This is a genomic window from Streptomyces sp. NPDC004327, assembly GCF_042873935.1.
Lineage (GTDB): Bacteria > Actinomycetota > Actinomycetes > Streptomycetales > Streptomycetaceae > Streptomyces.
The window spans coordinates 578578-602051 of the sequence record NZ_JBIAME010000002.1 but is presented as its reverse complement, the minus strand read 5'-3'; the positions used below and the strand labels follow the sequence as shown (position 1 = coordinate 602051).

20 protein-coding genes and 3 tRNA genes are annotated in these 23474 nt (G+C 73.0%); 11 read left to right on the top strand and 12 right to left on the bottom strand.

Features of this window, described 5'->3' with window-relative positions; all coding sequences use genetic code 11:
* Positions 1-35 precede the first annotated feature (35 nt).
* Both ACFYU9_RS08740 and ACFYU9_RS08735 read left to right on the top strand, forming a co-directional pair.
* Complete coding sequence (locus tag ACFYU9_RS08740; protein WP_389343711.1) at positions 36-1550, top strand: acyl-CoA synthetase; 1515 nt, start codon at positions 36-38, stop codon at positions 1548-1550.
* Positions 1537-3021, top strand: coding sequence for a carboxyl transferase domain-containing protein (locus ACFYU9_RS08735; protein ID WP_389343708.1), 1485 nt, complete (start codon positions 1537-1539; stop codon positions 3019-3021). The genes ACFYU9_RS08740 and ACFYU9_RS08735 overlap by 14 nt, the downstream gene beginning before the upstream one ends.
* A gap of 28 nt (positions 3022-3049) precedes the next feature.
* On the opposite strand, the gene ACFYU9_RS08730 is transcribed toward ACFYU9_RS08735, so the two are convergent.
* The 4 genes from ACFYU9_RS08730 to ACFYU9_RS08715 form a co-directional block, all read right to left on the bottom strand.
* Positions 3050-3223, bottom strand: a complete 174-nt coding sequence (locus ACFYU9_RS08730; protein ID WP_389205870.1) for a hypothetical protein — start codon at positions 3221-3223, stop codon at positions 3050-3052.
* 186 nt (positions 3224-3409) lie between these two features.
* Positions 3410-4669: an MFS transporter gene (locus tag ACFYU9_RS08725; protein ID WP_389205872.1), complete on the bottom strand. Its 1260-nt coding sequence runs from the start codon at positions 4667-4669 to the stop codon at positions 3410-3412.
* Positions 4666-5130: a GNAT family N-acetyltransferase gene (locus ACFYU9_RS08720; protein WP_389205874.1), complete on the bottom strand. Its 465-nt coding sequence runs from the start codon at positions 5128-5130 to the stop codon at positions 4666-4668. Before ACFYU9_RS08720 ends, ACFYU9_RS08725 begins: the two co-directional genes overlap by 4 nt.
* A gap of 41 nt (positions 5131-5171) precedes the next feature.
* A complete protein-coding gene (locus ACFYU9_RS08715; protein ID WP_389205876.1) occupies positions 5172-5678 on the bottom strand; it encodes a MarR family winged helix-turn-helix transcriptional regulator in 507 nt (168 codons plus the stop codon).
* Positions 5679-5806: 128 nt separating this feature from the next.
* On the opposite strand from ACFYU9_RS08715, the gene ACFYU9_RS08710 reads away from it, so the two are divergent.
* From ACFYU9_RS08710 to ACFYU9_RS08690, 5 genes are all read left to right on the top strand, one after another.
* Complete coding sequence (locus tag ACFYU9_RS08710) at positions 5807-6223, top strand: organic hydroperoxide resistance protein (RefSeq protein ID WP_389205878.1); 417 nt, start codon at positions 5807-5809, stop codon at positions 6221-6223.
* Positions 6224-6513: 290 nt separating this feature from the next.
* A complete protein-coding gene (locus ACFYU9_RS08705; RefSeq protein ID WP_389205880.1) occupies positions 6514-8571 on the top strand; it encodes a phosphocholine-specific phospholipase C in 2058 nt (685 codons plus the stop codon).
* A 69-nt stretch (positions 8572-8640) separates the two neighbouring features.
* The gene (locus tag ACFYU9_RS08700) at positions 8641-8976 is read left to right on the top strand and encodes a hypothetical protein (protein WP_389205882.1); all 336 of its coding nucleotides are present in this window, start codon (positions 8641-8643) and stop codon (positions 8974-8976) included.
* 53 nt (positions 8977-9029) lie between these two features.
* On the top strand, positions 9030-9452 hold the full coding sequence (locus tag ACFYU9_RS08695) for a sigma-70 family RNA polymerase sigma factor (RefSeq protein ID WP_389343705.1): 423 nt from the start codon (positions 9030-9032) through the stop codon (positions 9450-9452).
* Complete coding sequence (locus tag ACFYU9_RS08690) at positions 9449-10111, top strand: hypothetical protein (protein WP_389205886.1); 663 nt, start codon at positions 9449-9451, stop codon at positions 10109-10111. Before ACFYU9_RS08695 ends, ACFYU9_RS08690 begins: the two co-directional genes overlap by 4 nt.
* A 132-nt stretch (positions 10112-10243) precedes the next feature.
* On the opposite strand, the gene ACFYU9_RS08685 is transcribed toward ACFYU9_RS08690, so the two are convergent.
* The 3 genes from ACFYU9_RS08685 to ACFYU9_RS08675 form a co-directional block, all read right to left on the bottom strand.
* A tRNA-Ile gene (locus ACFYU9_RS08685) sits at positions 10244-10320 on the bottom strand.
* Positions 10321-10482: 162 nt separating this feature from the next.
* Positions 10483-10558, bottom strand: a tRNA-Asn gene (locus tag ACFYU9_RS08680).
* Positions 10559-10563: 5 nt separating this feature from the next.
* A tRNA-Asn gene (locus ACFYU9_RS08675) sits at positions 10564-10636 on the bottom strand.
* A gap of 148 nt (positions 10637-10784) precedes the next feature.
* Between ACFYU9_RS08675 and ACFYU9_RS08670 the strand changes: the two genes are divergently transcribed.
* From ACFYU9_RS08670 to ACFYU9_RS08655, 4 genes are all read left to right on the top strand, one after another.
* Positions 10785-11078, top strand: coding sequence for a YtxH domain-containing protein (locus ACFYU9_RS08670; RefSeq protein ID WP_389205888.1), 294 nt, complete (start codon positions 10785-10787; stop codon positions 11076-11078).
* 130 nt (positions 11079-11208) lie between these two features.
* Positions 11209-12648 (top strand): FGGY family carbohydrate kinase, encoded by a 1440-nt coding sequence (locus tag ACFYU9_RS08665; RefSeq protein WP_389205890.1) that lies wholly within the window; start codon positions 11209-11211, stop codon positions 12646-12648.
* 92 nt (positions 12649-12740) lie between these two features.
* Positions 12741-14474: an ABC transporter ATP-binding protein gene (locus ACFYU9_RS08660; protein WP_389205892.1), complete on the top strand. Its 1734-nt coding sequence runs from the start codon at positions 12741-12743 to the stop codon at positions 14472-14474.
* The gene (locus ACFYU9_RS08655) at positions 14474-16402 is read left to right on the top strand and encodes an ABC transporter ATP-binding protein (protein ID WP_389205894.1); all 1929 of its coding nucleotides are present in this window, start codon (positions 14474-14476) and stop codon (positions 16400-16402) included. Before ACFYU9_RS08660 ends, ACFYU9_RS08655 begins: the two co-directional genes overlap by 1 nt.
* 64 nt (positions 16403-16466) lie before the next feature.
* Here ACFYU9_RS08655 and ACFYU9_RS08650 read toward each other — a convergent pair whose 3' ends face one another.
* The 5 genes from ACFYU9_RS08650 to ACFYU9_RS08630 all read right to left on the bottom strand — a co-directional run bounded on the left by ACFYU9_RS08650 (position 16467) and on the right by ACFYU9_RS08630 (position 23321).
* Positions 16467-17624: an RNA polymerase sigma factor gene (locus ACFYU9_RS08650; protein WP_389205896.1), complete on the bottom strand. Its 1158-nt coding sequence runs from the start codon at positions 17622-17624 to the stop codon at positions 16467-16469.
* A gap of 69 nt (positions 17625-17693) precedes the next feature.
* Positions 17694-19592: a DNA primase gene (gene dnaG / locus ACFYU9_RS08645; protein WP_389205898.1), complete on the bottom strand. Its 1899-nt coding sequence runs from the start codon at positions 19590-19592 to the stop codon at positions 17694-17696.
* Between the two features lie 75 nt (positions 19593-19667).
* Positions 19668-20930, bottom strand: coding sequence for an NAD(P)/FAD-dependent oxidoreductase (locus tag ACFYU9_RS08640; RefSeq protein WP_389205900.1), 1263 nt, complete (start codon positions 20928-20930; stop codon positions 19668-19670).
* A 152-nt stretch (positions 20931-21082) separates the two neighbouring features.
* On the bottom strand, positions 21083-22390 hold the full coding sequence (locus tag ACFYU9_RS08635) for a deoxyguanosinetriphosphate triphosphohydrolase (RefSeq protein WP_389343702.1): 1308 nt from the start codon (positions 22388-22390) through the stop codon (positions 21083-21085).
* A 52-nt stretch (positions 22391-22442) separates the two neighbouring features.
* Complete coding sequence (locus ACFYU9_RS08630) at positions 22443-23321, bottom strand: sirohydrochlorin chelatase (RefSeq protein WP_389343699.1); 879 nt, start codon at positions 23319-23321, stop codon at positions 22443-22445.
* Positions 23322-23474: the final 153 nt, after the last annotated feature.

Below are 23474 nucleotides of genomic sequence, written 5' to 3'. Positions count from 1 at the left end.
GCGGGCCGGCCCCGGCGGCTGGGCAGAATGCCGCCATGAGCGCCTTGTTCCCGGCCCTGCGGGCCGCCACCGACCGGCCCGCCCTGCGCTTCGGCGCGCAGACGTTGACCTACGAGGGGCTGGCGCGCGCCGCCGGCACCCTGGCCTCCCGGCTGCCGCGCACGGGCCGGGTCGCCGTCTGGGCCACGCCCACGGCGGAGACGGCGGTCGCCGTCGTGGCGGCCCTGCTCGCCGGCGTGCCCGCGGTGCCGCTGAACCCGCGGATCGGCTCCGGCGAGCTGCACCACATCCTCGGCGACAGCCGCCCGGCCCTGGTCCTCGCCGGCGCGGGCGACGAACTGCCGCGCGAGATGGCGGACCTGACGAGGATCGACGTCGACGTACGGGCGCCGGGCGGGCGGCAGGCGCAGGAGGCGGTGACGGACCCGGAGGCCGCCGCCCTGATCGTCTACACCTCCGGCACCACCGGCCCGCCCAAGGGCGCCGTGCTCTCCCGCCGCGCCGTCGCCGCCTCCCTCGACGCGCTGGCCACCGCCTGGGCGTGGACCCGCGACGACGTCCTCGTGCACGGCCTGCCGCTCTTCCACGTCCACGGCCTGGTCCTCGGCGTCCTCGGCCCGCTGCGGCGCGGCGGCGAGGTGCGGCACCTGGGCGGCTTCTCCGTCGAGGGCGTCGCGAAGGAGCTGGGCGAGGGCGGCGGGACGATGCTGTTCGGCGTCCCGACCATGTACCACCGCCTCGCCGAGGCCCTGCCCCACGAGCCCGCGCTCGTCCGCGCCCTGACGGCGGCCCGGCTGCTCGTCTCCGGCTCGGCCGCGCTGCCGGTGCACGACCACGAGCGGATCACGGCGGCGACGGGGCGCACGGTGATCGAGCGGTACGGGATGACCGAGACCCTGATGCTGTGTTCTCTGGGGGTCACCCCCCAGACCCCCGCGTCCGTACCCGTCGGGTCGGGTCCGCGCCCGGGGTCGGTGGGGCTGCCGCTCGACGGCGTCGAGCTGCGCCTGGTGGAGGAGGACGGCTCGGTCCTGCCGGAGCCGGACGGGGAGACGGTCGGCGAGATCCAGGTGCGCGGCCCGAACCTCTTCACCGCGTATCTCAACCGGCCGGACGCGACGGCCGCGGCCTTCACGCCGGACGGCTGGTTCCGTACCGGGGACATGGCGGTACGGGAGCCCGACGGCTACGTCCGGATCGTCGGCCGCAAGGCCACCGACCTCATCAAGAGCGGCGGCTACAAGATCGGCGCGGGCGAGATCGAGAACGCGCTCCTGGAGCACCCGGGCGTGCGCGAGGCGGCGGTGACCGGCGCGCCGGACGCGGACCTGGGCGAGCGGATCGTGGCCTGGGTCGTCCCGGCCGACCCGGCGGACCCGCCGTCCGCCGAGGCCCTCGCCGGCCATGTGTCCGCGCTCCTCGCGCCGCACAAGCGCCCGCGCGAGGTGCGCTACCTGGAGGCGCTGCCCCGCAACGACATGGGCAAGATCCTGAAGAAGGCCCTCGGTGAGCAGGCCCTCCGTGAGCAGGCGCTCCGTGACCGCGGCTGAGCGGAGGCCGGCGCGGGCCTGGATCGCGCTGGTCACGGACGAGTTCGCGCCGCTCACCGGGCCGCGCGGGGCGGACGACGACTGGGCCCCGGAGGACGACGCACGCCGGCCGGCCGACGACTGGACGCCAGAGGAGGACGCGCCGGAGCCGCTCACCGCCGACGGGCCGATCGGCTGGACCGGTTACGACGCCTCCCGCGCCCGGGCCGCCGAACGGACCGGCGCCGACGAGTCGGTGCTGTACGGCCTGGCGCGCGTCGGCGGCCGGCCGTGCGTGCTCGTCGTCTTCGAGTTCGGCTTCCTCGGCGGCTCGCTCGGGCGGGCGGCCGGTGACCGGCTCGTCGCCGCGTTCCGCACGGCGGCCGAGCGCCGGCTCCCGCTGGTGTCGCTCGTGGCGACCGGCGGCAGCCGCATGCAGGAGGGCATGATCGCCCTCACCCAGCTCCAGCGCGTCGCCGCCGCCTCCGTCCGCCTCCGCGCCGCCGGCCTCCCCCACCTCGCCGTCCTGCGCGACCCCACCACCGGCGGCGGCTGGGCCACCCTCGGCGCCGCCGCCGACCTCGTCCTCGCCCTCCCCGCCGCCCAGGTCGCCTTCGCCGGCTCCCGCGTCCGCCCCGCGGACGCCGACCCGGCCGCGTACACGGCGGAGGACCAGCACGCCCACGGCCACGTGGACGCGCTCGTGACACCGGAACGGCTGCGGGAGACGCTGACGCTGTGGCTGCGACTGCTGTCGCCGGACGCGGCCGGCCACACCGCCTCGGAGCCGGGCGACGGGGCGCGGGCGGGCGCCGGCCCCGCGCCCGCTCCCCCGCCCCGCGCCCTGCGCGACCTCCCCCTCCCCGCCACCGGCTGGGAGGCGGTGCTGCGGGCCCGGGAGGCCGGCCGGCCGCGGGCCCTCGCGTATCTCGACGGGTACTTCGAGACGCGCGCGGCCGTCAGCGGCGACCGGGCCGGCGGGGTCGACGCCGGGGTGGAGTGCGGGTTCGGGATCGGGCCGGGCGGGCAGGTCGTGGCGTACGCCGCCCAGTTGGGCGGGGCGACACGGCCGGCCGGGTTCCGGACGGCGGCGCGGCTGATCGGGCTCGCGGACCGGCTGGGCATCCCGGTGCTCACGCTGATCGACACGCCGGGCGCGGCCAATGACGCCGAGGCGGAGCGGGCGGGGGCGGGACCGGCGATCGCGGAGGTGTTCGGGGTGATCGCGGGGGCGCGGGTGCCCGTCACCTCGCTGCTCGTCGGCGAGGGCGGTTCGGGCGGGGCGCTGGCGCTGGCCGCGCCGGGCGGCCTGTGGGTGACGCCGGACGGCTACTTCTCGGTGATCGCGCCGGAGCTCGCCGCGCAGATCCTGAAGCGGACGCCGGACCGGGTGCCGGAGACGGCCGGTCAGCTGCGGCTGCGGCCGCAGGATCTGGTGGACCTCGGCGTCGCCCGCGGGATCGTCGGACAGCACGAAGCCCCCTCGGGGTGAGGGGGCTTCGCGACGGTTCAGGCCACGGTCAGCCGCCGATGCCCTGACAGATGCTGAAGTCCTCGCAGACGACGACCGCGTTGGTCACGACCGTCACGTCGGAACCGTCGGAGTCGTCGTCGTAGCCGTAGGCGAGGGCGGTGCCGGAGCCGGAGAGCACGACGGCGGCGGCCAGGGCGGCCGTGGCGATGAACTTGCGCATGAAAACCTCCTGACGAGCGGAGTTGCTCATGCGGAGCCTCCCCGGGGCATAGGTTCGCGGCAAGCGCACGCGCCCTGATCATGCTCCGGTATGACCCGTTCGGCGGGGCGCTGTTACGTGCCGCGCGCTTCGCGCCCCCGTCCCCGTCCCCGCTCCCGCGCCGGCACCGCCGGCACACGGACGGCGTCACGGGGTCGGGTTGCGTCCGTCGTAACGGCGGAAGTCCTTCCCGTACAGCGCGAGCAGGCCGATCGCGAGCACACAGGCCAGGCCGCCGCCGGTGATGGCCACGGCCGGAGAGGTGAGGTCGGCGACGGTGCCGGCGAGGAAGTCGCCGAGCCGGGGCCCGCCCGCGACGACCACGATGAAGACGCCCTGGAGCCGCCCGCGCATCTCGTCCGGCGCCGCGACCTGCAACATCGTGTTGCGGAAGATCATCGAGACGGTGTCGGAGTAGCCGGCGACGGCGAGCAGCAGCAGCCCGAGCCAGAGGTTGCGGGTGAGTCCGAAGACCGCGATGGCGGTGCCCCAGGTGGCGACGGAGAGCAGGACCGCCTGGCCGTGGCGGTGGATGCGGCCCTGCCAGCCGGAGAGCACGCCGCCGAGGAGCGCGCCGAACGCCGGTGCGGCGACGAGGAGTCCGGTGGTGCGCGCGTCGCCGCCGTACCAGAGCGCGGCGACGACCGGGAAGAGCGCCCGGGGGTGGGCGAGGATCATCGCGCAGAAGTCGGAGAAGAACGTCATGCGCAGGTTGGGACGGGTGGCGAGGAAACGCAGCCCGTCGAGGACGGAGGCCCGCTCGGTGGTGCCGGTGCGCTCCGGCAGCATCGAGGGCAGCCGCCACATCGCGTAGAGCGAGGCGGAGAAGGCGATCGCGTCGATGAGGTACGCGGCCTGGTAGCCGGCCAGGCCGACGATGACGCCGCCGAGGCTGGGCCCGACGAGCGTGCCGAAGGTCATCGTCATCGAGTTGAGCGCGTTGGCGGCGCGCAGCTGCTCGGCGGGCAGCAGCCGGGGGATCATCGCGCTGCGGGCGGGCGCGTTGAGCGCGGCGCAGACGGCCTGGAGGGCGACGATCGCGTACAGGAACCAGACCCTGTGGAAGCCGGCGAACGCGGCGGTGGCGAGCGCGGCGGAGAGCACGGCCAGGCCGGTGGAGCTGGCGAGTCCGAGCCGGCGCCGGTCGACGGTGTCGGCGATGGCGCCGCCGTACAGGCCGAAGACGACCAGCGGGACGAGCGTGAACAGCCCGACGAGGCCGACGGAGAACGGCGAGCGGGTGATGTCGTAGACCTGGAGGGAGATCGCCAGGGTGGTCATGCCCTGGCCGACCCAGGTGACGGAGTTGCCGAACCAGAGGCGGCGGTAGTCGGCGGAGGTGCGCAGCGGGGTGAGGTCGGCGAAGAGCTTGCGTTCCCCGGGCTCGGCCGCCTGGGTGGCGCTCACGCGGCGTCGGCCGTGGGGACGAGGTCCCAGCGGAGCTCGGGGCGGGCCCAGTGGATGCGGCCGGCGGGCTGGACGGTGCCGGTGCGGCGGGCGCCGGTGCGCAGGTAGAACTCCTCGGCGGGCGGATGGGCCACGACGCGTATCGAGTCGAGGCCGGCGGCCCGGGCCTGCTCGGTCATGTGCGCCATGAGCATCCGGCCGATGCCGAGGCCCTGGACGTCGTCGGCGACGAAGGCGAGGTCGAGTTCGGCCTCGTCGAGGAGGAGGGCGTAGAAGCCGAGGACGCGGCCGTCGGCGGCCACGGCGACGTACACGGGGTGGTGCTCGATGTACGAGCCGCCGACCTGGTAGCCGTCGACCATGGCGGCGTATTCGCCGGCGTAGGCGGAGGAGGTCCGGACGAGCCGGCTGAGCCGCTTGGAGTCGGCGGCGGTGGCGCGCCGCAAGGTGATGTCGGACATGGCGTGAGTATAGGACCGCATCCGTCAGCGGGTCCTTACATTTAGATGTCGGATGCAGGAACCGCCGTGTCGTGCGCGCCGTCGGCGCCGACGCAGCGCGCGATGTCGTCCGGGTCGACGGCGTCGAGCCGGGCGGCGAGGGCCTGGATCCGGTGCTGCAGATCCTGCAGTTCCGCGAGGTCGAGTCCGGTCGCGGCGGCGATCCCGCGCGGCACCCCGAGGGCCTTCTCGCGCAGCGCGGTCCCGTCGGCGGTGACCCGCACCGTGACGGACCGCTCGTCCTCGGCGCTGCGCCGCCGCTCGACGTAGCCGGCCGCCTCCAGGCGCTTGAGCAGCGGGGAGAGGGTGCCGGAGTCGAGGCGGAGCCGCTCGCCGATGCCCTTGACCGGCAGTTCGCCGTGCTCCCACAGGACGAGCATCACCAGGTACTGGGGGTAGGTGAGGCCGAGCTCCTTGAGCGCGCTGCGGTAGACGCCGTTGAAGGCGCGGCCGGCGGCGTGCAGCGAGAAGCAGATCTGGTTGTCGAGCCGGAGGTAGTCCTCGTCCATGGTTCCCAGAGTACGGGAGAGGCGCATCACACCCGATTGAGTTGTGCGCAATTCAATCGCGCGCTACAAATGAACCCGGGGCAGCACCACCCCGGCCCCCGCCCCCTCCGAGAGGAACGGAAGAACCCATGGACGCGATCTACACCGCCGTCGCCACCGCCAACGGCCGCGAGGGCCGCGCCGTCAGCTCCGACGGTCACCTCGACCTCCCGCTCGCCCACCCGGTGGCCCTCGGCGGCAGCGGCCAGGGCACCAACCCCGAGCAGCTCTTCGCCGCCGGCTACGCGGCCTGCTTCGCCAGCGCCATGGGCGTGGTCGCCCGCCAGGAGAAGATCGACATCTCCGACGCCTCCGTCACCGCCGAGGTCTCCATCGGCAAGGACGCGGCCGACGGCGGCTTCGGCCTGGCCGTCGTGATGCGCGCCGAGTTCCCGGAGCACCTGCAGGGCGAGGCGGGCGCCGCCCTCCTGGAGAAGACGCACGCGTTCTGCCCGTACTCGAAGGCGACGCGTGGCAACATCACGGTGGAGCTGGTCGTCGAGTAGTGCCGGTGGTCCGGTAGCCCGGTAGTCCGGACACCGAGAACCCGACACGTCTTCCGGCGTGCCTTTCTGAGGATTTCTGACGCCCCTGGTGCGATGACACGCGCCAGGGGCGTTCGGTTGTGTTTTTTCACGTTCAGGCACGGGGGATTCGCCCGCCGTACGACGGGCAGTCATGGGACGGCCGCCGGGCGGTGGTTCACGGGCGCTCTCCTTGGGGCGCTCGTCGCCGGCCCGGCCGGCCACCGCACGCGTACCCCCCATCCGCTCCCATCCCGGAGGGCAACTCCCCCATGGCCGAACTGAATCGCCGCCGGTTCCTGCAACTGGCGGGCGGTACCGCCGCGTTCACCATGCTGTCCGACAGCATCGCCCGCGCCGCCTCCATACCGGCGCAGGGTGCGACCGGCACCATCCAGGACATCGAGCACATCGTGGTCCTGATGCAGGAGAACCGCTCCTTCGACCACTACTTCGGCGCCATGAAGGGCGTGCGCGGCTTCGGCGACCCGCGCCCGGTGACGCTGCCCAGCGGGAAGCCGGTCTGGAACCAGGCGGACAACGTCGGCAACGTCACGCTGCCCTTCCGGCCGAGCAGCGACAAACTGGGCATGGAGTACCTCCAGGGCCTGAACCACGACTGGCAGGGCGGCCAGAGCGCCTGGAACAAGGGCAAGTACAACAACTGGATCCCGGCCAAGACCAAGGCCACGATGGCGCACCTCACCCGTGAGGACATCCCCTTCCACTACGCGCTCGCCGACGCGTTCACCATCTGCGACGCGTACCACTGCTCGTTCATCGGCGCCACCGACCCGAACCGCTACTACATGTGGACGGGTTACGTCGGCAACGACGGCACCGGCGGCGGCCCCGTGCTCAACAACGCCGAGGCGGGCTACGGCTGGACGACGTACCCCGAGCGCCTGGAGGCGGCGGGCGTCTCGTGGAAGATCTACCAGGACATCGGCGACGGCCTGAACGCCGGCGGTTCGTGGGGCTGGATCAACGACGCCTTCCGCGGCAACTACGGCGACAACTCGCTGCTCTACTTCAACAACTACCGCAACGCGCAGCCCGGCAACCCGCTCTACGACAAGGCCCGCACCGGCACCGACGCCAAGGCGGGCGAGGGCTACTTCGACTCGCTGCGCGCCGACGTGCAGGCCGGCCGGCTGCCGCAGGTCTCCTGGATCGCGGCGCCCGAGGCGTTCTCCGAGCACGCCAACTGGCCCGCGAACTACGGCGCCTGGTACATCGCCCAGGTCCTCGACGCGCTGACCTCGAACCCGGACGTGTGGGCGAAGACGGCCCTCTTCATCACGTACGACGAGAACGACGGCTTCTTCGACCACGTCGTCCCGCCGTTCGTCCCGGGCGACGCCTCCTGGGGCAAGTCGACGGTCGCCACCACCCTGGACTGGTTTCCCGGCAAGACCGGCTACGCGGCCGGCCCCTACGGCCTCGGCCCGCGCGTCCCGATGATCGTCGTCTCCCCGTGGTCGACCGGCGGCTACACCTGCTCGGAGACCTTCGACCACACGTCGGTCATCCGCTTCATGGAGAGCCGGTTCGGCGTGCGCGAGCCCAACATCTCGCCGTGGCGCCGGGCGATATGCGGCGACCTGACGTCGGCCTTCGACTTCTCGCGGACGCAGACCCAGCCGGCCGCGCTGCCCTCCACGGCCGGCTACTACCCGCCGGACAAGAACCGGCACCCGGACTTCCCGGCCACCGCCCCGGCGGTCGGCACGATGCCCCGCCAGGAGCCGGGCGCCAAGCCCACCCGCCCGCTGAAGTACGCCCCGTACGTGGACGGCGCCGCCGACACCTCGGCGGGCACCTACACCCTCACCTTCAGCGGCGGCCCCTCGGCGGGCGCCCAGTTCTACGTGACGTCGGCGAACCGCACGGACGTCCCGTGGACCTACACGGCCGAAGCCGGCAAGTCGATCGCGGACACCTGGAACACCAAGTACTCCAGCGGCCTGACCGACCTCACCGTGCACGGCCCGAACGGCTTCCTGCGCCGGCTGCGCTCCCCGGGCAAGACGGCGGTCCCCGAGGTCAGGGCCCGCCACAACGCCACCACCGGCGACCTCGACCTGACCTTCACCAACGCGGGCACCACCGCCACGGTGACCGTCACCAACGCCTACGCCGGCACCCCGGTGACCCTCTCCGTCCCGAAGGGCGCGACGGTCACCCACACCGTCCCGCTGTCCGCCTCCGCCCGCTGGTACGACGTCGGCATCACGTCGTCCGCCTCCACGGACTACCTCCGCCGCCTGGCGGGCCACGTGGAGACGGGCGCGGCGGGCACGACGGACCCGGGCATCCTCACGTACTAGGCATACGGGCAGGGCGGATGAGTACGCGGACTCATCCGCCCTGCCACCCCGGTGCGCTGAACTGTCCTCATGCCGACGAACCCCGCCCCCGCGGCCTCCACTTCCTCCGGCTCGTGGATCCCCGCCCTCGTCTCCACCCTCGTGACCGTGCCGTTCGGCCTCGTCTCCCTCTTCTTCGCGGGCCTCTCCCCGATGGCCTGCGACTCCTGCAACGGCGCCGAGGCCGACCGCTTCGACGCCAGCTTCGAGATCGCCTTCCCCCTCTTCGGCGTCGGCCTCGTCCTCGCCCTGATCCTCCTCATCGCCTCCTGGGTCCCGCCCCGCCGCCCGGCCCTGGCGCTGGCCGCGCCGCTGGTGGTGCTCGTCTCGGTGCTGCTGTTCATGGGGCTCCTCGACACGCCGTGACGACATAGGGCCACGCCGACGCCGCACTGGCGGAGCTCCTGGACGTGTGACGAGTGCCACATCGGCCGGCCTGTCGCGTCGAGCAGCGTTTTGCGGCGCCGTTGCTGTCTGGGGGGTGGACGGGACGAGAGAGCCTGTCCGCTCCGGCCCCGGCGGCCGGAGGCCGACGCTGTTTGGTCCAGAGGAGCTGCACCTCCCGGCTTCCGGAGACCGCGGTGGCCGACCGGACCACACAGGTGGAACATCGCGGCGCGCTCATGGACGCGCTCGCCGGGCTGCCCCTGCGGCAGCGGTCCGCGGTGGTGCTCCGCTACTTCGAGGACATGACTCCCGCCCAGATCGCCGCGGCCCTGGGCACCCGGGAGAGCACCGTACGCAGCCAGATCACCCGCGGCCTGGCCGGACTCCGTGACGACGGCGTCCTGGCCGCCCTGGCCGGACGCCCGCAGGAATCGCTGAAAGGACTGCCCCGATGAACCAGGACGAGACCCTGGCCGCGGCGCTCCACGAGGCCGCGGCGGCCATGCCGGTGGGTGCGGCCCCCACGGCGGCCGTGATGCGGCGGGGAAAGACGATCCGCCGACGCCACAAGGCGCTCCGGTCCGCTGCCGTGGCGGCCGCGATTCTCGTCCCGGTGGCCGGTGCGGCGTTCGCCGCGACCTTCGGTGCTCCCGCCACGCCCCGGGTGCCCGTGGCATCGGCACCGGCACCGGCGGCTGTGACGGTCGTGGCTCCGGGCGAGAAGGTGGCGCTCGGCGGCGGCAGCACGATGTGGCTGACCGACCGGGGCATGTTCCTGGCCACGCCGAGGACTTCGGGCTCCAAGGCCGAGCGGCAGCAGCTGGAGGTGGCCGACGTGCCCGCGGGAAAGATCTCGGCCACGGCCGCCGGCGACGGCACCGGCACCGTGTGGGCCGGCATCTACCACGGCCCCGACAAGCCCGCCGACGTGACCGTTTCCATGGGCGGCCGGACGGTGAGCGCCCGCATGGTCGTGCTGCCCGGCCGCCCCGGATGGGTCGCCTTCCACACATACGACACCCGGGCCGGGAACGGGACGAACGACATCACCATCACCGTCCGGGGCGCCGACGGCGCGATCCTGGCATCGCTGGCCAAGCCCGCCAAAGGCTGAACCGTCGCGCACCAGAGCGAAGCATCCGGGTGATGTCGGCGTGTCGCTACGGCGCTCCCGCGCGGTGGCCGTGCACCGTGGGCATGAAAACGCCCGCTCCCGCAGGAAAATCCTTCCTGCGGGGGCGGGCAGTGGTGGGGCGGGTGGGACTCGAACCCACGGCCGACGGATTATGAGTCCGCTGCTCTAACCGGCTGAGCTACCGCCCCGAACACCGCGGCGCGTACAAGTGTGCGCGCCGTCTGCCGCAGCATAGCCGCTCATACGATCTCCTGCTCCGGATGGTCGGCCATGCTCGATCTTCAAGACTCCGGGGCGCGTCCGGCGGTTCCACGGGAAACGAAAAAGGACCCCGAAGGGTCCTCTTCCGATGGCTCCCCCGACTGGACTCGAACCAGTAACCCTCCGGTTAACAGCCGAATGCTCTGCCAATTGAGCTACAGGGGATCGCGCTCCCCCGACTGGACTCGAACCAGTAACCTGCCGGTTAACAGCCGGCTGCTCTGCCAATTGAGCTACAGGGGATTGCTGCGTTGCACCGATCGGATCCACCTCGGGCCTCGCCGAGGGGCGGCCGCTCGCTGCGAGACATACATTAGCGCAAGCAGGGGGGTGCTCCGCCAATCGGTATCCCCAGAGCGCTCCCGGGACGGTTCCAGGGAAGGATCACAGCGTGCGCAAGCTGATCTTCGTCGGCGGCCTGGCAGTGGGTTTCGTGCTCGGGACGCGGGCCGGACGCGAGTGGTACGACCGGATGAAGCGCGGCGCCCAGCGGGTCGCCGCGAACCCCGCGGTGCGCAACGCCGCCGAGTCCGCCGCGCAGGGCGGCCGGCAGGCGGCCGGGAAGGCGCTGCACGCGGTCGGGGACCAGGCGCAGCGGATCCGCTCGCGGCGGGACCACGACGGGCACTACACCGGGCAGTCCGCGCAGTACGAGGACGACGACTGGGGCACCAGCAACACCTGAGCCCGCACCGGCCGCCGGCCGGCCGCGCCGACGGACCCGGTCCGTCCGCTTCCCGGTCCCGTACGGCCGGCCCCTCGCGTACGCCGGTGGCGTCCCGCACATCCCCTCGCGTACGGCAGAATCATGTGCCATGGGGATAGTCGCCGGTCTGGACAGTTCTTCCGACTCCACGCGCATCGTCGTCTGCGACGCCGACACGGGTGCCGTACTGCGGCAGGGCCATGCCCCGCATCCCCTGGAACCCAAGGCCACCGACGTCGACCCGCAGGCGTGGCTGCTCTCGCTCGGTGACGCCGCGACCGGCGGGCTGCTCGAAGGCGTGCAGGCGATCGGCGTGTCCGCGCAGCAGCACGGGCTCGTGCCGCTGGACGCGCAGGGCGGGCTCGTACGGCCCGCGCTGGTCGGCAACGACAAGCGGGCGCAGGTCGCCGCCGCGGACCTCGTCGAGTCGCTCGGCGGGCGGCAGGCGTGGGCCGACGCGGTCGGGACCGTGCCGCAGTCCGGGCTGCCGATCGCGAAGCTGCGCTGGCTGGCCCGCAGCGAGCCCGAGCACGCGCAGCGCGTCGCGATGATCCTGCAGCCGCACGACTGGCTGGTGTGGCAGCTGCTCGGCCGGCCCGCGCGCCGGACCACCGACCGCGGCGCCGCCTCGGCCACCGGCTACTGGTCGGCCCGCGCCAACGCCTACCGGCCCGATCTCGTCGACCTGGCGCTCGGCCACCAGGCGGTGCTGCCCGAGGTGCTCGCGCCCTTCGAGGCCGCCGGCACCACCCCCGAGGGGCTGCTGATCTCCGCCGGCACCGGCGAGACCATGGCCGCCGCGCTCGGCCTCGGGGTCGGCCCGGGCGACGCCGTCGTCTCGCTCGGCGCCTCCGGCTCGGTCATGGCCGTCCACCACGAGGCGCTGACCGACCCGAACGGGATGATCACCTCGTACGCCGACGCCACCGGCATGCACCTGCCGGTCGTGCACGTCTCGAACGCGGTGCGGGCGCTGCGCGGCACCGCCGAGATGCTGGGCGCGGAGTCCCTGGACGAGCTGTCCGCGCTCGCGCTCAAGTCGACGCCGGGCTCGTCGGGCCTGGTGCTGCTGCCGTACCTGGAGGGCGAGCGGACGCCGAACCTGCCGCACACCGCCGGCACGCTCAGCGGGCTGCGCCGCGAGTCGATGAAGCCGGAGCACCTGGCGCGGGCCGCCTTCGAGGGCATGCTGTGCTCGCTCGCCGACGCGATGGACGTGCTGCGCGGGCGGGGCGTGGAGGTGCGCCGGGTGTTCCTGCTCGGCGCGGCCGCCGGGCTGCCCGCCGTCCAGGCGCTGGCACCGGCGCTGTTCGGCGCCCAGGTCGTCGTCCCCCAGCCGGCGGAGTACGCGGCGCTCGGCGCCGCCCGGCAGGCCGCGTGGGCGCTCGGGGTGTCGCAGGGCACGCTGGCGCCGACGGCGCCGCCGGCCTGGCAGGGAGCGGCCGCGCAGGTCTTCGAGCCGGGCGACGAGCTGGCGGTCGGACAGGCCGTTCGCCAGCAGTACTCGGCCACCCGCGAGCAGACGCACCCGGGGGCGTTCTCCGGCTGACGGGCGCCGTCAGGGGATCTCCCCCGACGCGTCCGGCTCGCCGCCTGCAAATCGCTCGTAACGTCACGGGATCGCGGGCGATAGTAGAACCCGTGCTCATAAGACTTCTCCGGACCCACCTCCAGCCGTACAGGAAACCCATCGCCCTGCTGGTCCTGCTGCAGCTGCTGCAGACCAGCGCCACCCTCTACCTGCCGACCCTCAACGCCGACATCATCGACAACGGTGTCGTCGGCGGGGACACCGGCTACATCCTGCGCTTCGGCGCGCTGATGATCGGCGTGTCGGTCGTGCAGGTGCTGTGCAACATCGGCGCCGTGTACTTCGGTGCGCGGACCGCCGCCGCGCTCGGACGGGACGTGCGGGCCGCGGTGTTCGCGCGCGTGCAGTCGTTCTCGGCCCGGGAGGTCGGGCACTTCGGGGCGCCGTCGCTGATCACCCGTACCACCAACGACGTGCAGCAGGTCCAGATGCTGGTCCTGATGGCGTTCACCCTGATGGTCTCCGCGCCGATCATGTGCGTCGGCGGCATCATCATGGCCCTCGGGCAGGACGTGCCGCTGTCGGCCGTGCTGATCGCCGTGGTGCCGGTGCTCGGCATCGCGGTGTCGCTGATCGTGCGGAGGATGCGGCCGCTGTTCCGCACCATGCAGACGCGCCTCGACACGGTGAACCGGGTGCTGCGCGAGCAGATCACCGGCAACCGGGTCATCCGCGCCTTCGTGCGGGACGACTACGAGCGCGAGCGGTTCAAGGGGTCGAACACCGAGCTGACCGACGTGTCGATGGCCACCGGCCGGCTGATGGCGCTGATGTTCCCGACCGTGATGACGGTCGTGAACGTGTCGTCGATCGCCGTGGTGTGGTTCGGCGCGCACCGCATCGACAGCGGCGGGATGGAGATCGGCGCGCTGACCGCCTTCCTCGCCTATCTGATGCAGATCGTGATGGCCGTGATGATGGCCACCTTCATGTTCATGATGGTGCCGCGGGCCGAGGTGTGCGCCGAGCGCATCGAGGAGGTCCTCGCGACCGAGTCGAGCGTCGTGCCGCCGGCCGAGCCGGTCACCACGCTCACGCGGCGCGGGCACCTGGAGGTCAGGAGCGCGGACTTCCGGTACCCGGGCGCGGAGGAGTCGGTGCTGCGGGACGTCGAGCTGGTCGCCCGGCCGGGCGAGACCACCGCGATCATCGGCTCGACGGGCTCCGGCAAGTCGACGCTGCTCGGCCTCGTGCCGCGGCTCTTCGACGTGACCGGCGGCGAGGTCCTGGTCGACGGCGTGGACGTCCGCACCCTCGACCCCGTGCTGATGGCGCGGACGGTGAGCCTGGTGCCGCAGAAGCCGTACCTGTTCTCCGGGACGGTGGCGACGAACCTGCGGTACGGCAAGCCGGACGCGACCGACGAGGAGCTGTGGCACGCCCTGGAGGTGGCCCAGGCCAAGGACTTCGTGTCCAAGCTGGAGGGCGGCCTGAACGCGCCGATCGCGCAGGGCGGCACCAATGTCTCCGGCGGCCAGCGGCAGCGCCTCGCGATCGCCCGCACGCTCGTGCAGCGGCCGGAGATCTATCTGTTCGACGACTCCTTCTCGGCGCTCGACTACGAGACGGACGCGCTCCTTCGGGCCGCGCTCGCCGACGAGACCGCCGACGCGACCGTCGTCATCGTCGCCCAGCGGGTCGCCACCATCCGGGAGGCCGACCGGATCGTCGTGCTCGACGAGGGCCGGGTCGTGGGCACCGGACGGCACCACGAGCTGATGGCGGAGAACGAGACGTACCGGGAGATCGTGCTCTCCCAGCTGACCGAGGCGGAGGCAGCCTGATGGCCGGTCCTGGTGGACGGATGATGGCCGGCGGCGGCCCCGACCAGAGGTCGATGGACTTCAAGGGCTCGGGCAAGCGGCTGCTGCGGCAGCTCGCGCCGGAGCGCGGCGCGCTGTGGGTGATGCTGGGCGCCGGCGTGCTGTCGGTGGCGGCCTCGGTGGTCGGCCCGAAGATCCTCGGCAAGGCCACCGACCTGGTCTTCGCGGGCGTGGTCGGACGGCAGATGCCCGAGGGCGCGACGAAGGAGCAGGCGCTCGCGGCGCTGCGCGCCAAGGGCGACGGCGGGATGGCGGACATGCTGTCCGGGGTGTCCTTCACCCCCGGCCAGGGCATCGACTTCTCGGCGGTCGGCGAGGTCCTGGGCGTGGCGCTCGGCGTCTACGTGCTCGCGGGCCTGCTGATGCTGGTGTCGACCCGGATGTCGATCAAGGTGATCAACCGGACGGTGTTCCGGATGCGCGAGGACGTCCAGGCGAAGCTGGCGCGGCTGCCGCTGTCGTACTTCGACAAGGCCAAGCGCGGCGAGGTGCTGTCGCGGGCGACCAACGACATCGACAACATCTCGCAGACCCTCCAGCAGTCGATGGGCCAGCTGATCAACTCGCTGCTCACGATCGTCGGCGTGCTCGCGATGATGTTCTGGATCTCGCCGCTGCTCGCGCTGGTCGCCCTGGTCACGGTGCCGCTGTCGGTGTTCGTGGCGACGAGGATCGGCAAGCGCTCGCAGCCGCACTTCGTGCAGCAGTGGAAGTCCACGGGCAAGCTCAACGCCCACATCGAGGAGATGTACACCGGCCACACGCTGGTGAAGGTCTTCGGCCGGCAGGAGGAGTCCGCCCGGGACTTCGCCGAGCAGAACGACGCGCTGTACGAGGCCGGTTTCAAGGCCCAGTTCAACAGCGGTGTGATGCAGCCGGTCATGCTGTTCGTGTCGAACCTGAACTACGTCCTGGTGGCCGTGGTGGGCGGTCTGCGGGTGGCGAGCGGCAGTCTGTCGATCGGTGACGTGCAGGCGTTCATCCAGTACTCGCGGCAGTTCTCGATGCCGCTGACGCAGGTCGCCTCGATGGCGAACCTGGTGCAGTCCGGTGTCGCCTCCGCCGAGCGGATCTTCGAGCTGCTCGACGCGGACGAGCAGGAGCCGGACGCGCCGAAGAGCGAGAGGCCGGCCGACCTCAAGGGCAAGGTGGCGCTGGAGGGCGTGGCCTTCCGCTACGAGGAGGACAAGCCGCTCATCGAGGACCTGTCGCTCACCGTGGAGCCGGGCCAGACGGTCGCGATCGTCGGCCCGACGGGCGCCGGCAAGACCACGCTGGTGAACCTGCTCATGCGCTTCTACGAGGTGACCGGCGGCCGGATCACCCTGGACGGCGTCGACATCGCGCGGATGCGCCGCGAGGACCTGCGCGCCGGCATCGGCATGGTGCTCCAGGACACCTGGCTCTTCGGCGGAACCATCGCCGAGAACATCGCGTACGGCGCGCGGCGCGAGGTGACCCGGGCGGAGATCGAGGAGGCGGCGAGGGCGGCCCACGCGGACCGGTTCATCCGCACCCTGCCCGAGGGCTACGACACGGTCATCGACGACGACGGCGCGGGCGTCAGCGCGGGCGAGAAGCAGCTGATCACCATCGCGCGGGCGTTCCTGTCCGACCCGGTGATCCTGGTCCTCGACGAGGCGACCAGCTCGGTCGACACCCGCACCGAGGTGCTGATCCAGAAGGCGATGGCCCGGCTCGCGCACGGCCGCACCTCGTTCGTGATCGCGCACCGGCTCTCCACGATCCGGGACGCGGACGTGATCCTGGTGATGGAGCACGGCTCGATCGTCGAACAGGGCACGCACGAGGAGCTGCTGGCGGCGGGCGGGGCGTACGCCCGGCTGTACGCGGCGCAGTTCGCGCAGGCGGTCGCCGAGGTCGACTAGCCGCCTGTCCGACCGGTCCGGCCGGCTGGTCCGGCCGGCTGGTCCGGCCGACTAGTCCGGCCGACTAGTCGAGATAGCCGCGCAGTTGGTCGGCGTAGGCATGGTCCCGCAGCTTGTTGAGCGTCTTGGACTCGATCTGGCGGATGCGTTCGCGCGTCACGCCGAAGAGCTGTCCGATCTCCTCCAGGGTGCGGGGCCTGCCGTCGTCGAGGCCGTAGCGCAGCTGGACGACCTTGCGTTCGCGTTCGCCGAGGGTGGAGAGCACGGCCTCCAGGTGTTCGCGCAACAGCAGGAAGGCGGCGGACTCGACGGGGGACGCGGCGTCGCCGTCCTCGATGAGGTCGCCGAGGGCGACGTCCTCCTCCTCGCCGACGGGCGCGTGCAGCGACACCGGCTCCTGGGCGAGCCGCAGCACCTCGCCGACCCGTTCGGGCGCGAGGTCGAGCTGGGCGGCGACCTCCTCGGCGGTGGGCTCGTAGCCGCGTTCCTGGAGCATCCGGCGCTGGACGCGGACGACCCGGTTGATGAGTTCGACGACGTGCACGGGGACGCGGATGGTCCGGGCCTGGTCGGCGAGGGCCCGGGACATGGCCTGGCGGATCCACCAGGTCGCGTACGTGGAGAACTTGTAGCCGCGCGCGTAGTCGAACTTCTCCACCGCCCGGATCAGGCCCAGGTTCCCCTCCTGGACCAGGTCGAGCATGGTGAGGCCGCGGCCCACGTAGCGTTTGGCGACGGAGACGACGAGCCGCAGGTTGGCCTCGATCAGCTTGCGCTTGGCGATCCGGCCGAGGACGACGAGCCGGTCGAGGTCGAGGGCGAGGCGGCTGTCCAGGTCGGGGGTGCTCGCGAGCTTCTCCTCGGCGAAGAGGCCGGCCTCGATCCGGCGGGCGAGTTCGACCTCCTCCTCCGCGGTGAGCAGCGGCACCCGGCCTATCTCGCGCAGGTACTGGCGGAAGAGGTCGGACGACGGGCCGTTGCCACCGGTGTCGGCGCGGCGCCGCTGGGCCGGGATCTCGCGCTCCGGGACTTGGTCCTCCGGGCTCTCGCGATCCGGGGTTTCGCGATCCTCGGTTTCGCGATCCTCGGTTCCGGGTTCCTGTTCGACGGCCACGAGCTCGTCCGGGGAGGGTTCGGTCACGGCGAGGGTCTGGGGCTGGGTCTGCACGGGGGGCGACCTCCAGGGCGGGACGGACCGTCCACCCAGTGTGGGGTACGACACAACACCGCCACGAGGGGCGTGCGGTGACTTTTTGAGTCCGGTTCGTGACCGAACGTAGGTCACCGGCCGTCAGAGCGCCGCGGCCCCGTGGTTGCGCAGCGACTGCCCGTACTGGGTGAGCACCCACAGCTCGTTCTGCACGGCGGCCACCTGGGCCGGGTCGCCGTGCGCGCCGAGGCGGGCGAGGGTGCCCTGGACGTCCCGGATGCGGCGGTCGACGGCCCGGAGCCGTACGGTCACGAGCTGGTCGCCCGCGTACGCCTCGTCGACGGTCTTCGCGAAGATCGCCTCGACGGCGAGTTCGGTGACGAGCGCGCGCACGGTGTCGTCGGGGGCGGCCTCGCGGACCGCGTCGAGGTAGTCGGCGGGCGCGCCGGTGGCGCCGCCCGCGTCCTGGACGCACTGGCGGACGGCCGCGTACGGCGGGGCGGTGAACTCGTCGACGCCGTACGCGTCGAAGGCCGGGGAGACCAGCTCCGGGCGCTGCAGCGCCAGCTTCAGCAGCTCGCGCTCGGTGCGGTGGGCGGGGCTGCGCAGGTTGAGCGCGGGTCCGGCGGGGGCGACGGGCGCCTGGATGCCGGCGGTGTCGTACGGCCTCTTCCGCTCGGCGCGCCGGTCGGTCTCCTTGCCCCCGCCGCCGCGCTGCCAGCGGGCGATCTGGGCGACCCGGCGGACCACGAACTGGGTGTCGAGGATGCCGAGCATGCCGGCGAGCTGGACGGCGACCTCGTGCTGCGAGGCCACGTTCTTGATGCGGGCGACGATCGGCGCGGCCTCGTCGAGCGCGGCGGCACGGCCGGAGGGGATCTCCAGGTCGTAGCGGCTCACGATCTGGCGCAGCGCGAACTCGAAGAGCGGGGTGCGCGGCTGGACCAGGTCGGCGACGGCCTCGTCGCCCTTGGCGAGGCGCAGCTCGCAGGGGTCCATGCCGTCGGGCGCGATCGCGATGTACGTCTCGGCGGCGAACTTCTGGTCGTCCTCGAAGGCGCGCAGGGCGGCCTTCTGGCCGGCGGCGTCGCCGTCGAAGGTGAAGATCACCCGGGCCGAGCCGTTGTCCATCAGGAGGCGGCGCAGGATCTTGATGTGCTCGCCGCCGAAGGCGGTGCCGCAGGTGGCGATGGCGGTGGTGACGCCGGCCAGGTGGCAGGCCATGACGTCGGTGTAGCCCTCGACGACGACGGCGCGGCTGACCTTGGCGATGTCCTTCTTGGCCAGGTCGATGCCGTAGAGCACCTGGGACTTCTTGTAGATCGGCGTCTCGGGCGTGTTGAGGTACTTGGGGCCGTTGTCGTCGTCGCGCAGCTTGCGCGCGCCGAATCCGACGACGTCGCCGCCGACGTCCTTGATCGGCCACATCAGGCGGCCGCGGAAGCGGTCGATGGGGCCGCGGCGGCCGTCCTGGGACAGGCCGGAGAGGATCAGCTCGCGGTCGGAGAAGCCCTTGCCGCGCAGGAAGCGGGTGAGGTGGTCCCAGCCGGCCGGCGAGTAGCCGACGCCGAAGTGCTCGGCGGCGGCCTGGTCGAAGCCGCGCTCGGCGAGGAACCGGCGGCCGATCTCGGCCTCGGCGGAGCCGAGTTGCTCGGCGTAGTAGCGGGCGGCGGCCTGGTGCGCCTCGACCAGGCGGGTGCGCTCGCCGCGCTGGTGGCCGGGGTTGTAGCCGCCCTCTTCGTAGCGCAGGGTGATGCCCGCCTTGGCGGCGAGGCGCTCGACCGTCTCGGAGAAGGTGAGGTGGTCGATCTTCATCACGAAGGCGATGGTGTCGCCGCCTTCCTGGCAGCCGAAGCAGTGGAAGAGTCCCTTGCTGGGGCTGACCTGGAAGGAGGGCGACTTCTCGTCGTGGAAGGGGCAGAGCCCCTTCAGGTTCCCGCCGCCGGCGTTGCGGAGCTGGAGGTACTCGGACACGACGGCGTCGATCGGGACCGCGTCCCGTACCGCCTTCACGTCGTCATCGTTGATCCTGCCTGCCACGCATAGATTCTACGGGGGCGCGGAGGCCGTCCCCCGCGAGATCGCGGGTCGCGGGCGGGGCGGAGGATCCCCGGGCTACTCGGCCAGGCTCTCCAGGGGCACGGAAGCGTCCGCCAGGCGGTCCGTGTCCACCTGGGCCCGGGACCGGACGAGCTTCTGGATGGGCTCTGTGACGTCCCACACATTCACGTTCATGCCCGCGAGCACCCGGCCGTCCTTCAGCCAGAAGGCGATGAACTCCCGCTTTCCGGTGTCGCCGCGCACCACGACCTGGTCGTAGGAGCCGGGCGGCGCCCAGCCCGAGTACTCCATGCCGAGGTCGTACTGGTCGGTGAAGAAGTACGGCACGCGGTCGTAGGAGACGTGCCGGCCGAGCATGGCGCGGGCGGCGGCCGGGCCGCCGTTGAGCGCGTTGGACCAGTGCTCGACGCGCAGCCGGGTGTGGAGCAGCGGGTGGTGGGCGGCGGCGATGTCGCCGGCGGCGAAGACGTCCGGGTCGGAGGTGCGCAGCGACTCGTCGACGGCGACGCCGCCGCCGTCGGCGCGGTCGACGAGCGCGAGGCCGGCGTTCTCGGCGAGGGCGGTGCGCGGGGCGGCGCCGACGGCGACGAGGACGGCGTGGGCGGGGTGCTCGTCGCCGTCGTCGGTGCGGACGGCGAGCACCATGCCGTCCTGGCCGGTGATCTCGGTGAGCCGGGCGCCGAAGTGGAAGCGGACGCCGTGCTCGGTGTGCAGGTCGGCGAAGATCTGGCCGAGTTCGGGGCCGAGGACCCGGTGGAGCGGGGTGGGGTCGGACTCGACGATGGTGACCTCGACGCCGTACGAGCGGGCGGCGGCGGCGACCTCCAGGCCGATCCAGCCGGCGCCGGCGATGACCAGCCGGCCGTTCTCCCGGCCCAGGGTCCTCAGTTCGTCGCGCAGCCGCTCGGAGTGGGCGAGCCGACGCAGGTGGTGGACGCCGGCCAGGTCGGTGCCGGGGACGGGGAGGCGGCGCGGCTCGGCGCCGGTGGCGAGGAGCAGCTTGTCGTAGCGGATGACGGTGCCGTCGCCGAGGCGGACGGTGTGGGCCTCGCGGTCGACGGCGGTGACGGGCTGGCCGAGGTGGAGTTCGACGTCGTGCTGCGCGTACCAGCCGGGCTCGTGGACGAAGACGGAGTCGCGCTCGTCCTTGCCGAGGAGGTAGCCCTTGGAGAGCGGTGGACGCTCGTAGGGGCGCTCGCGTTCGTCGCAGATGAGGATCACCCGCCCGTTGAACCCCTCGGAGCGCAGGGTCTCCGCCGCCTTGGCGCCGGCCAGGCCCCCGCCGACGATGACAAAGGTCTGATCTGCGTCGACCACGTTGATTCCTCCTCGTTGCGACCGGTTCCCTACGCTACGCCCCCGGGCCCTGGCCGGGCCGTACCGCCTCGGGACGCCTCGGGGCGTGCCTGCGAGGGTGCCGCACCGGCCGGGAAGGCGAAAGAGGGCGAACGGCCCTTGGCCGGGGGGCGTCAGCGGGGCGCGCGGAGGCGGGCGTGCAGGGTGCGGGCGGAGGCGTCGGTGAGGGAGGCGATCTGATCGACGATCACCCGCTTGCGGGAGCGCTCGTCGGGCGCGCTCACGAACAGGGCCCGGAACTGCGGGTCGAGCCCCTCGGGCGCGCGGGCCGCGAGCGCCTCGGCGAGCTCCGCGACGACGATCCGCTGATCGGCCCGGATGGCCTCCTGCTCGGCGCGCTGCATCACGTACCGGTCGGCGATCGCCTTGAGCACCGCGCACTCGTTGCGGGTCGCGCGCGGGACGACCAGCTCCGCGCCGTAGCGGGTGAGCCGGCCGCCGCCGTACGCCTGCCGGGTGGCGGCCTCGGCGGCCAGGCAGAAGCGGCCGATGAGCTGGCTGGTGGCGTCCTTCAGGCGGGCCTGGGCGACGGCCGAGCCGTCGTAGCCGTGCGGCCACCAGTCCTGGTCGATCAGCCGGTCGAGGGCGTCGGCGAGCTCCTGCGGATCGGTGTCCTGCGGTACGTAGCGGCCGAGGGCGACGGTCCAGATGTCGGCGCGCTCCGGCTCGGAGAACAGCATGTTGGGGTCGATGTGCCCGGCGTGCAGGCCGTCCTCGAAGTCGTGCACCGAGTACGCCACGTCGTCGGACCAGTCCATCACCTGCGCCTCGAAGCACTTGCGGTACTCCGGCGCGCCCTTCCTGACCCACTCGAAGACCGGCAGGTCGTCCTCGTACACGCCGAACTTCGGCGAGTCCGGGTCGGTGGGGTGTCCGCCGCGCGGCCACGGGTACTTGGTGGCGGCGTCGAGCGCGGCCCGGGTCAGGTTGAGGCCGACGCTGACCGGGTCGCCGCTGACGGGGTCCGCGATGAAGCGCTTGGGCTCGATCCGGGTGAGGAGCCTGAGCGACTGGGCGTTGCCCTCGAAGCCGCCGCAGTCCTTGGCGACGTCGTTGAGCGCCTGCTCGCCGTTGTGCCCGAACGGCGGGTGGCCCATGTCGTGCGCCAGGCACGCGGCCTCGACCAGATCCGGGTCGCAGCCGAGGGCGGCGCCGAGTTCGCGCCCGACCTGGGCGCACTCCAGGGAGTGGGTGAGCCGGGTGCGCGGGCTCGCGTCCCAGGCATAACTGCGCGAGCCGGGGTCGACGACCTGCGTCTTGCCCGCGAGCCGGCGCAGCGCGGCGGAGTGCAGCACGCGTGCGCGGTCGCGCTGGAAGGCGGTGCGGCCGGGCCGCTTGTCGGGCTCGGGGGCCCAGCGTTCGAGGGCGAGGGGGTCGTAGCCGGGGGTGGGGGTGCCGTTGTGCTGCGCGAAGCCTTCCATGGTGTCGACGGTAACGGGCGGGACGGACAGACGGGGGCGCGACGCGGCTCGCTCAGCGGATCGCGGCGGTCAACTCCCGTGTGCCGGTAAGGGACATGGCGGTCGTCTCGTCGTAGCGGTGCAGGATCAGCCGGGCGAGCGCCGGGTGCGGGCCCAGTGGGGCCGCGGCGAGCCAGGGGGCGTGGGCGGCGGCGCGGGTGGCGAAGAGGCCGGGGGCGGTGAAGCAGGAGGCGACGGCGATGCGGTGGCGGCCGCGGGCGGCGAGGGCGCGGACGGCCTCGGGGACGGTGGGGCCGGCGGCGGAGGCGTACGCGGCGAGGACCGGTACGCCGCCGAGGCGTTCACCGAGCCGGGCGGCGATGCGGCGGGTGTCGGCGGCGGACTCGGGGGCGCGCGAGCCGGCGGCGGCGAGGACCACGCCGGTGCCGGGCGAGGCGCCGTCCCGCGGCGTCCAGCCGGCCTCGGCGAGCCGGTCGGCGAGGGCCTCGACGAGCAGCGGGTGCGGGCCGAGGGGTCCGGCGATCAGGACGCGCGTGCCGGCGGGGGCGGCGGCGGCCGCGGCGGGCAGGTCGAGTGTGACGTGGTGGCCGCGGGCGAAGAGCAGCGGGACGAGCACGGCGTCGCCGGAGAGTCCGGCGAGCGTGTCGGCGAGCAGCGGCTCGTTCAGCTCGATGTGCGCGAGCCGTACGTCGAGCCCGGGCCGCAGCTCCCGCACCCGGTCGGCGAGGAGACGGAGGGTGGCGGCGGCGCGCGGGTCGCGGCTGCCGTGGCCGACGGCTATGAGGGCGGGGGCGCCGTCGGCGGCCCGCCGCGCGGCGCGCGGCGCGAACGGCCGGACGCGGCCGAGGCGGTCACCGGCCCGGCTGCCGATGTGGCCGAGCAGCCCGGCGGCGCTGCTGTCGAGCATGAGGTCCGGCTCCTGCGTCGTCATGCGCCGATCGTGCCCGGGGCAGGTTGCCTGGCCGTTTCGCACGCGTGACGGGTCTTTGCCGCGGGCTCACGGCGGCGGGCGGGTGGCTGCCGGCGGCCCGTGCCGGGCCTTGGGCGGGCGGGCGTCAGCGGCCGGGCCGGGCCTTGGGCGGGG

Coding starts and splice junctions, on each gene's coding strand:
- ACFYU9_RS08705 (WP_389205880.1), top strand. CDS start 6,514: ATGGCCGAACTGAATCGCCGCCGGTTCCTGCAACTGGCGGGCGGTACC.
- ACFYU9_RS08665 (WP_389205890.1), top strand. CDS start 11,209: ATGGGGATAGTCGCCGGTCTGGACAGTTCTTCCGACTCCACGCGCATC.
- ACFYU9_RS08700 (WP_389205882.1), top strand. CDS start 8,641: ATGCCGACGAACCCCGCCCCCGCGGCCTCCACTTCCTCCGGCTCGTGG.
- ACFYU9_RS08655 (WP_389205894.1), top strand. CDS start 14,474: ATGGCCGGTCCTGGTGGACGGATGATGGCCGGCGGCGGCCCCGACCAG.
- ACFYU9_RS08635 (WP_389343702.1), bottom strand. CDS start 22,390: ATGGAAGGCTTCGCGCAGCACAACGGCACCCCCACCCCCGGCTACGAC.
- ACFYU9_RS08730 (WP_389205870.1), bottom strand. CDS start 3,223: ATGCGCAAGTTCATCGCCACGGCCGCCCTGGCCGCCGCCGTCGTGCTC.
- ACFYU9_RS08630 (WP_389343699.1), bottom strand. CDS start 23,321: ATGACGACGCAGGAGCCGGACCTCATGCTCGACAGCAGCGCCGCCGGG.
- ACFYU9_RS08715 (WP_389205876.1), bottom strand. CDS start 5,678: ATGGACGAGGACTACCTCCGGCTCGACAACCAGATCTGCTTCTCGCTG.
- ACFYU9_RS08710 (WP_389205878.1), top strand. CDS start 5,807: ATGGACGCGATCTACACCGCCGTCGCCACCGCCAACGGCCGCGAGGGC.
- ACFYU9_RS08740 (WP_389343711.1), top strand. CDS start 36: ATGAGCGCCTTGTTCCCGGCCCTGCGGGCCGCCACCGACCGGCCCGCC.
- ACFYU9_RS08720 (WP_389205874.1), bottom strand. CDS start 5,130: ATGTCCGACATCACCTTGCGGCGCGCCACCGCCGCCGACTCCAAGCGG.
- ACFYU9_RS08690 (WP_389205886.1), top strand. CDS start 9,449: ATGAACCAGGACGAGACCCTGGCCGCGGCGCTCCACGAGGCCGCGGCG.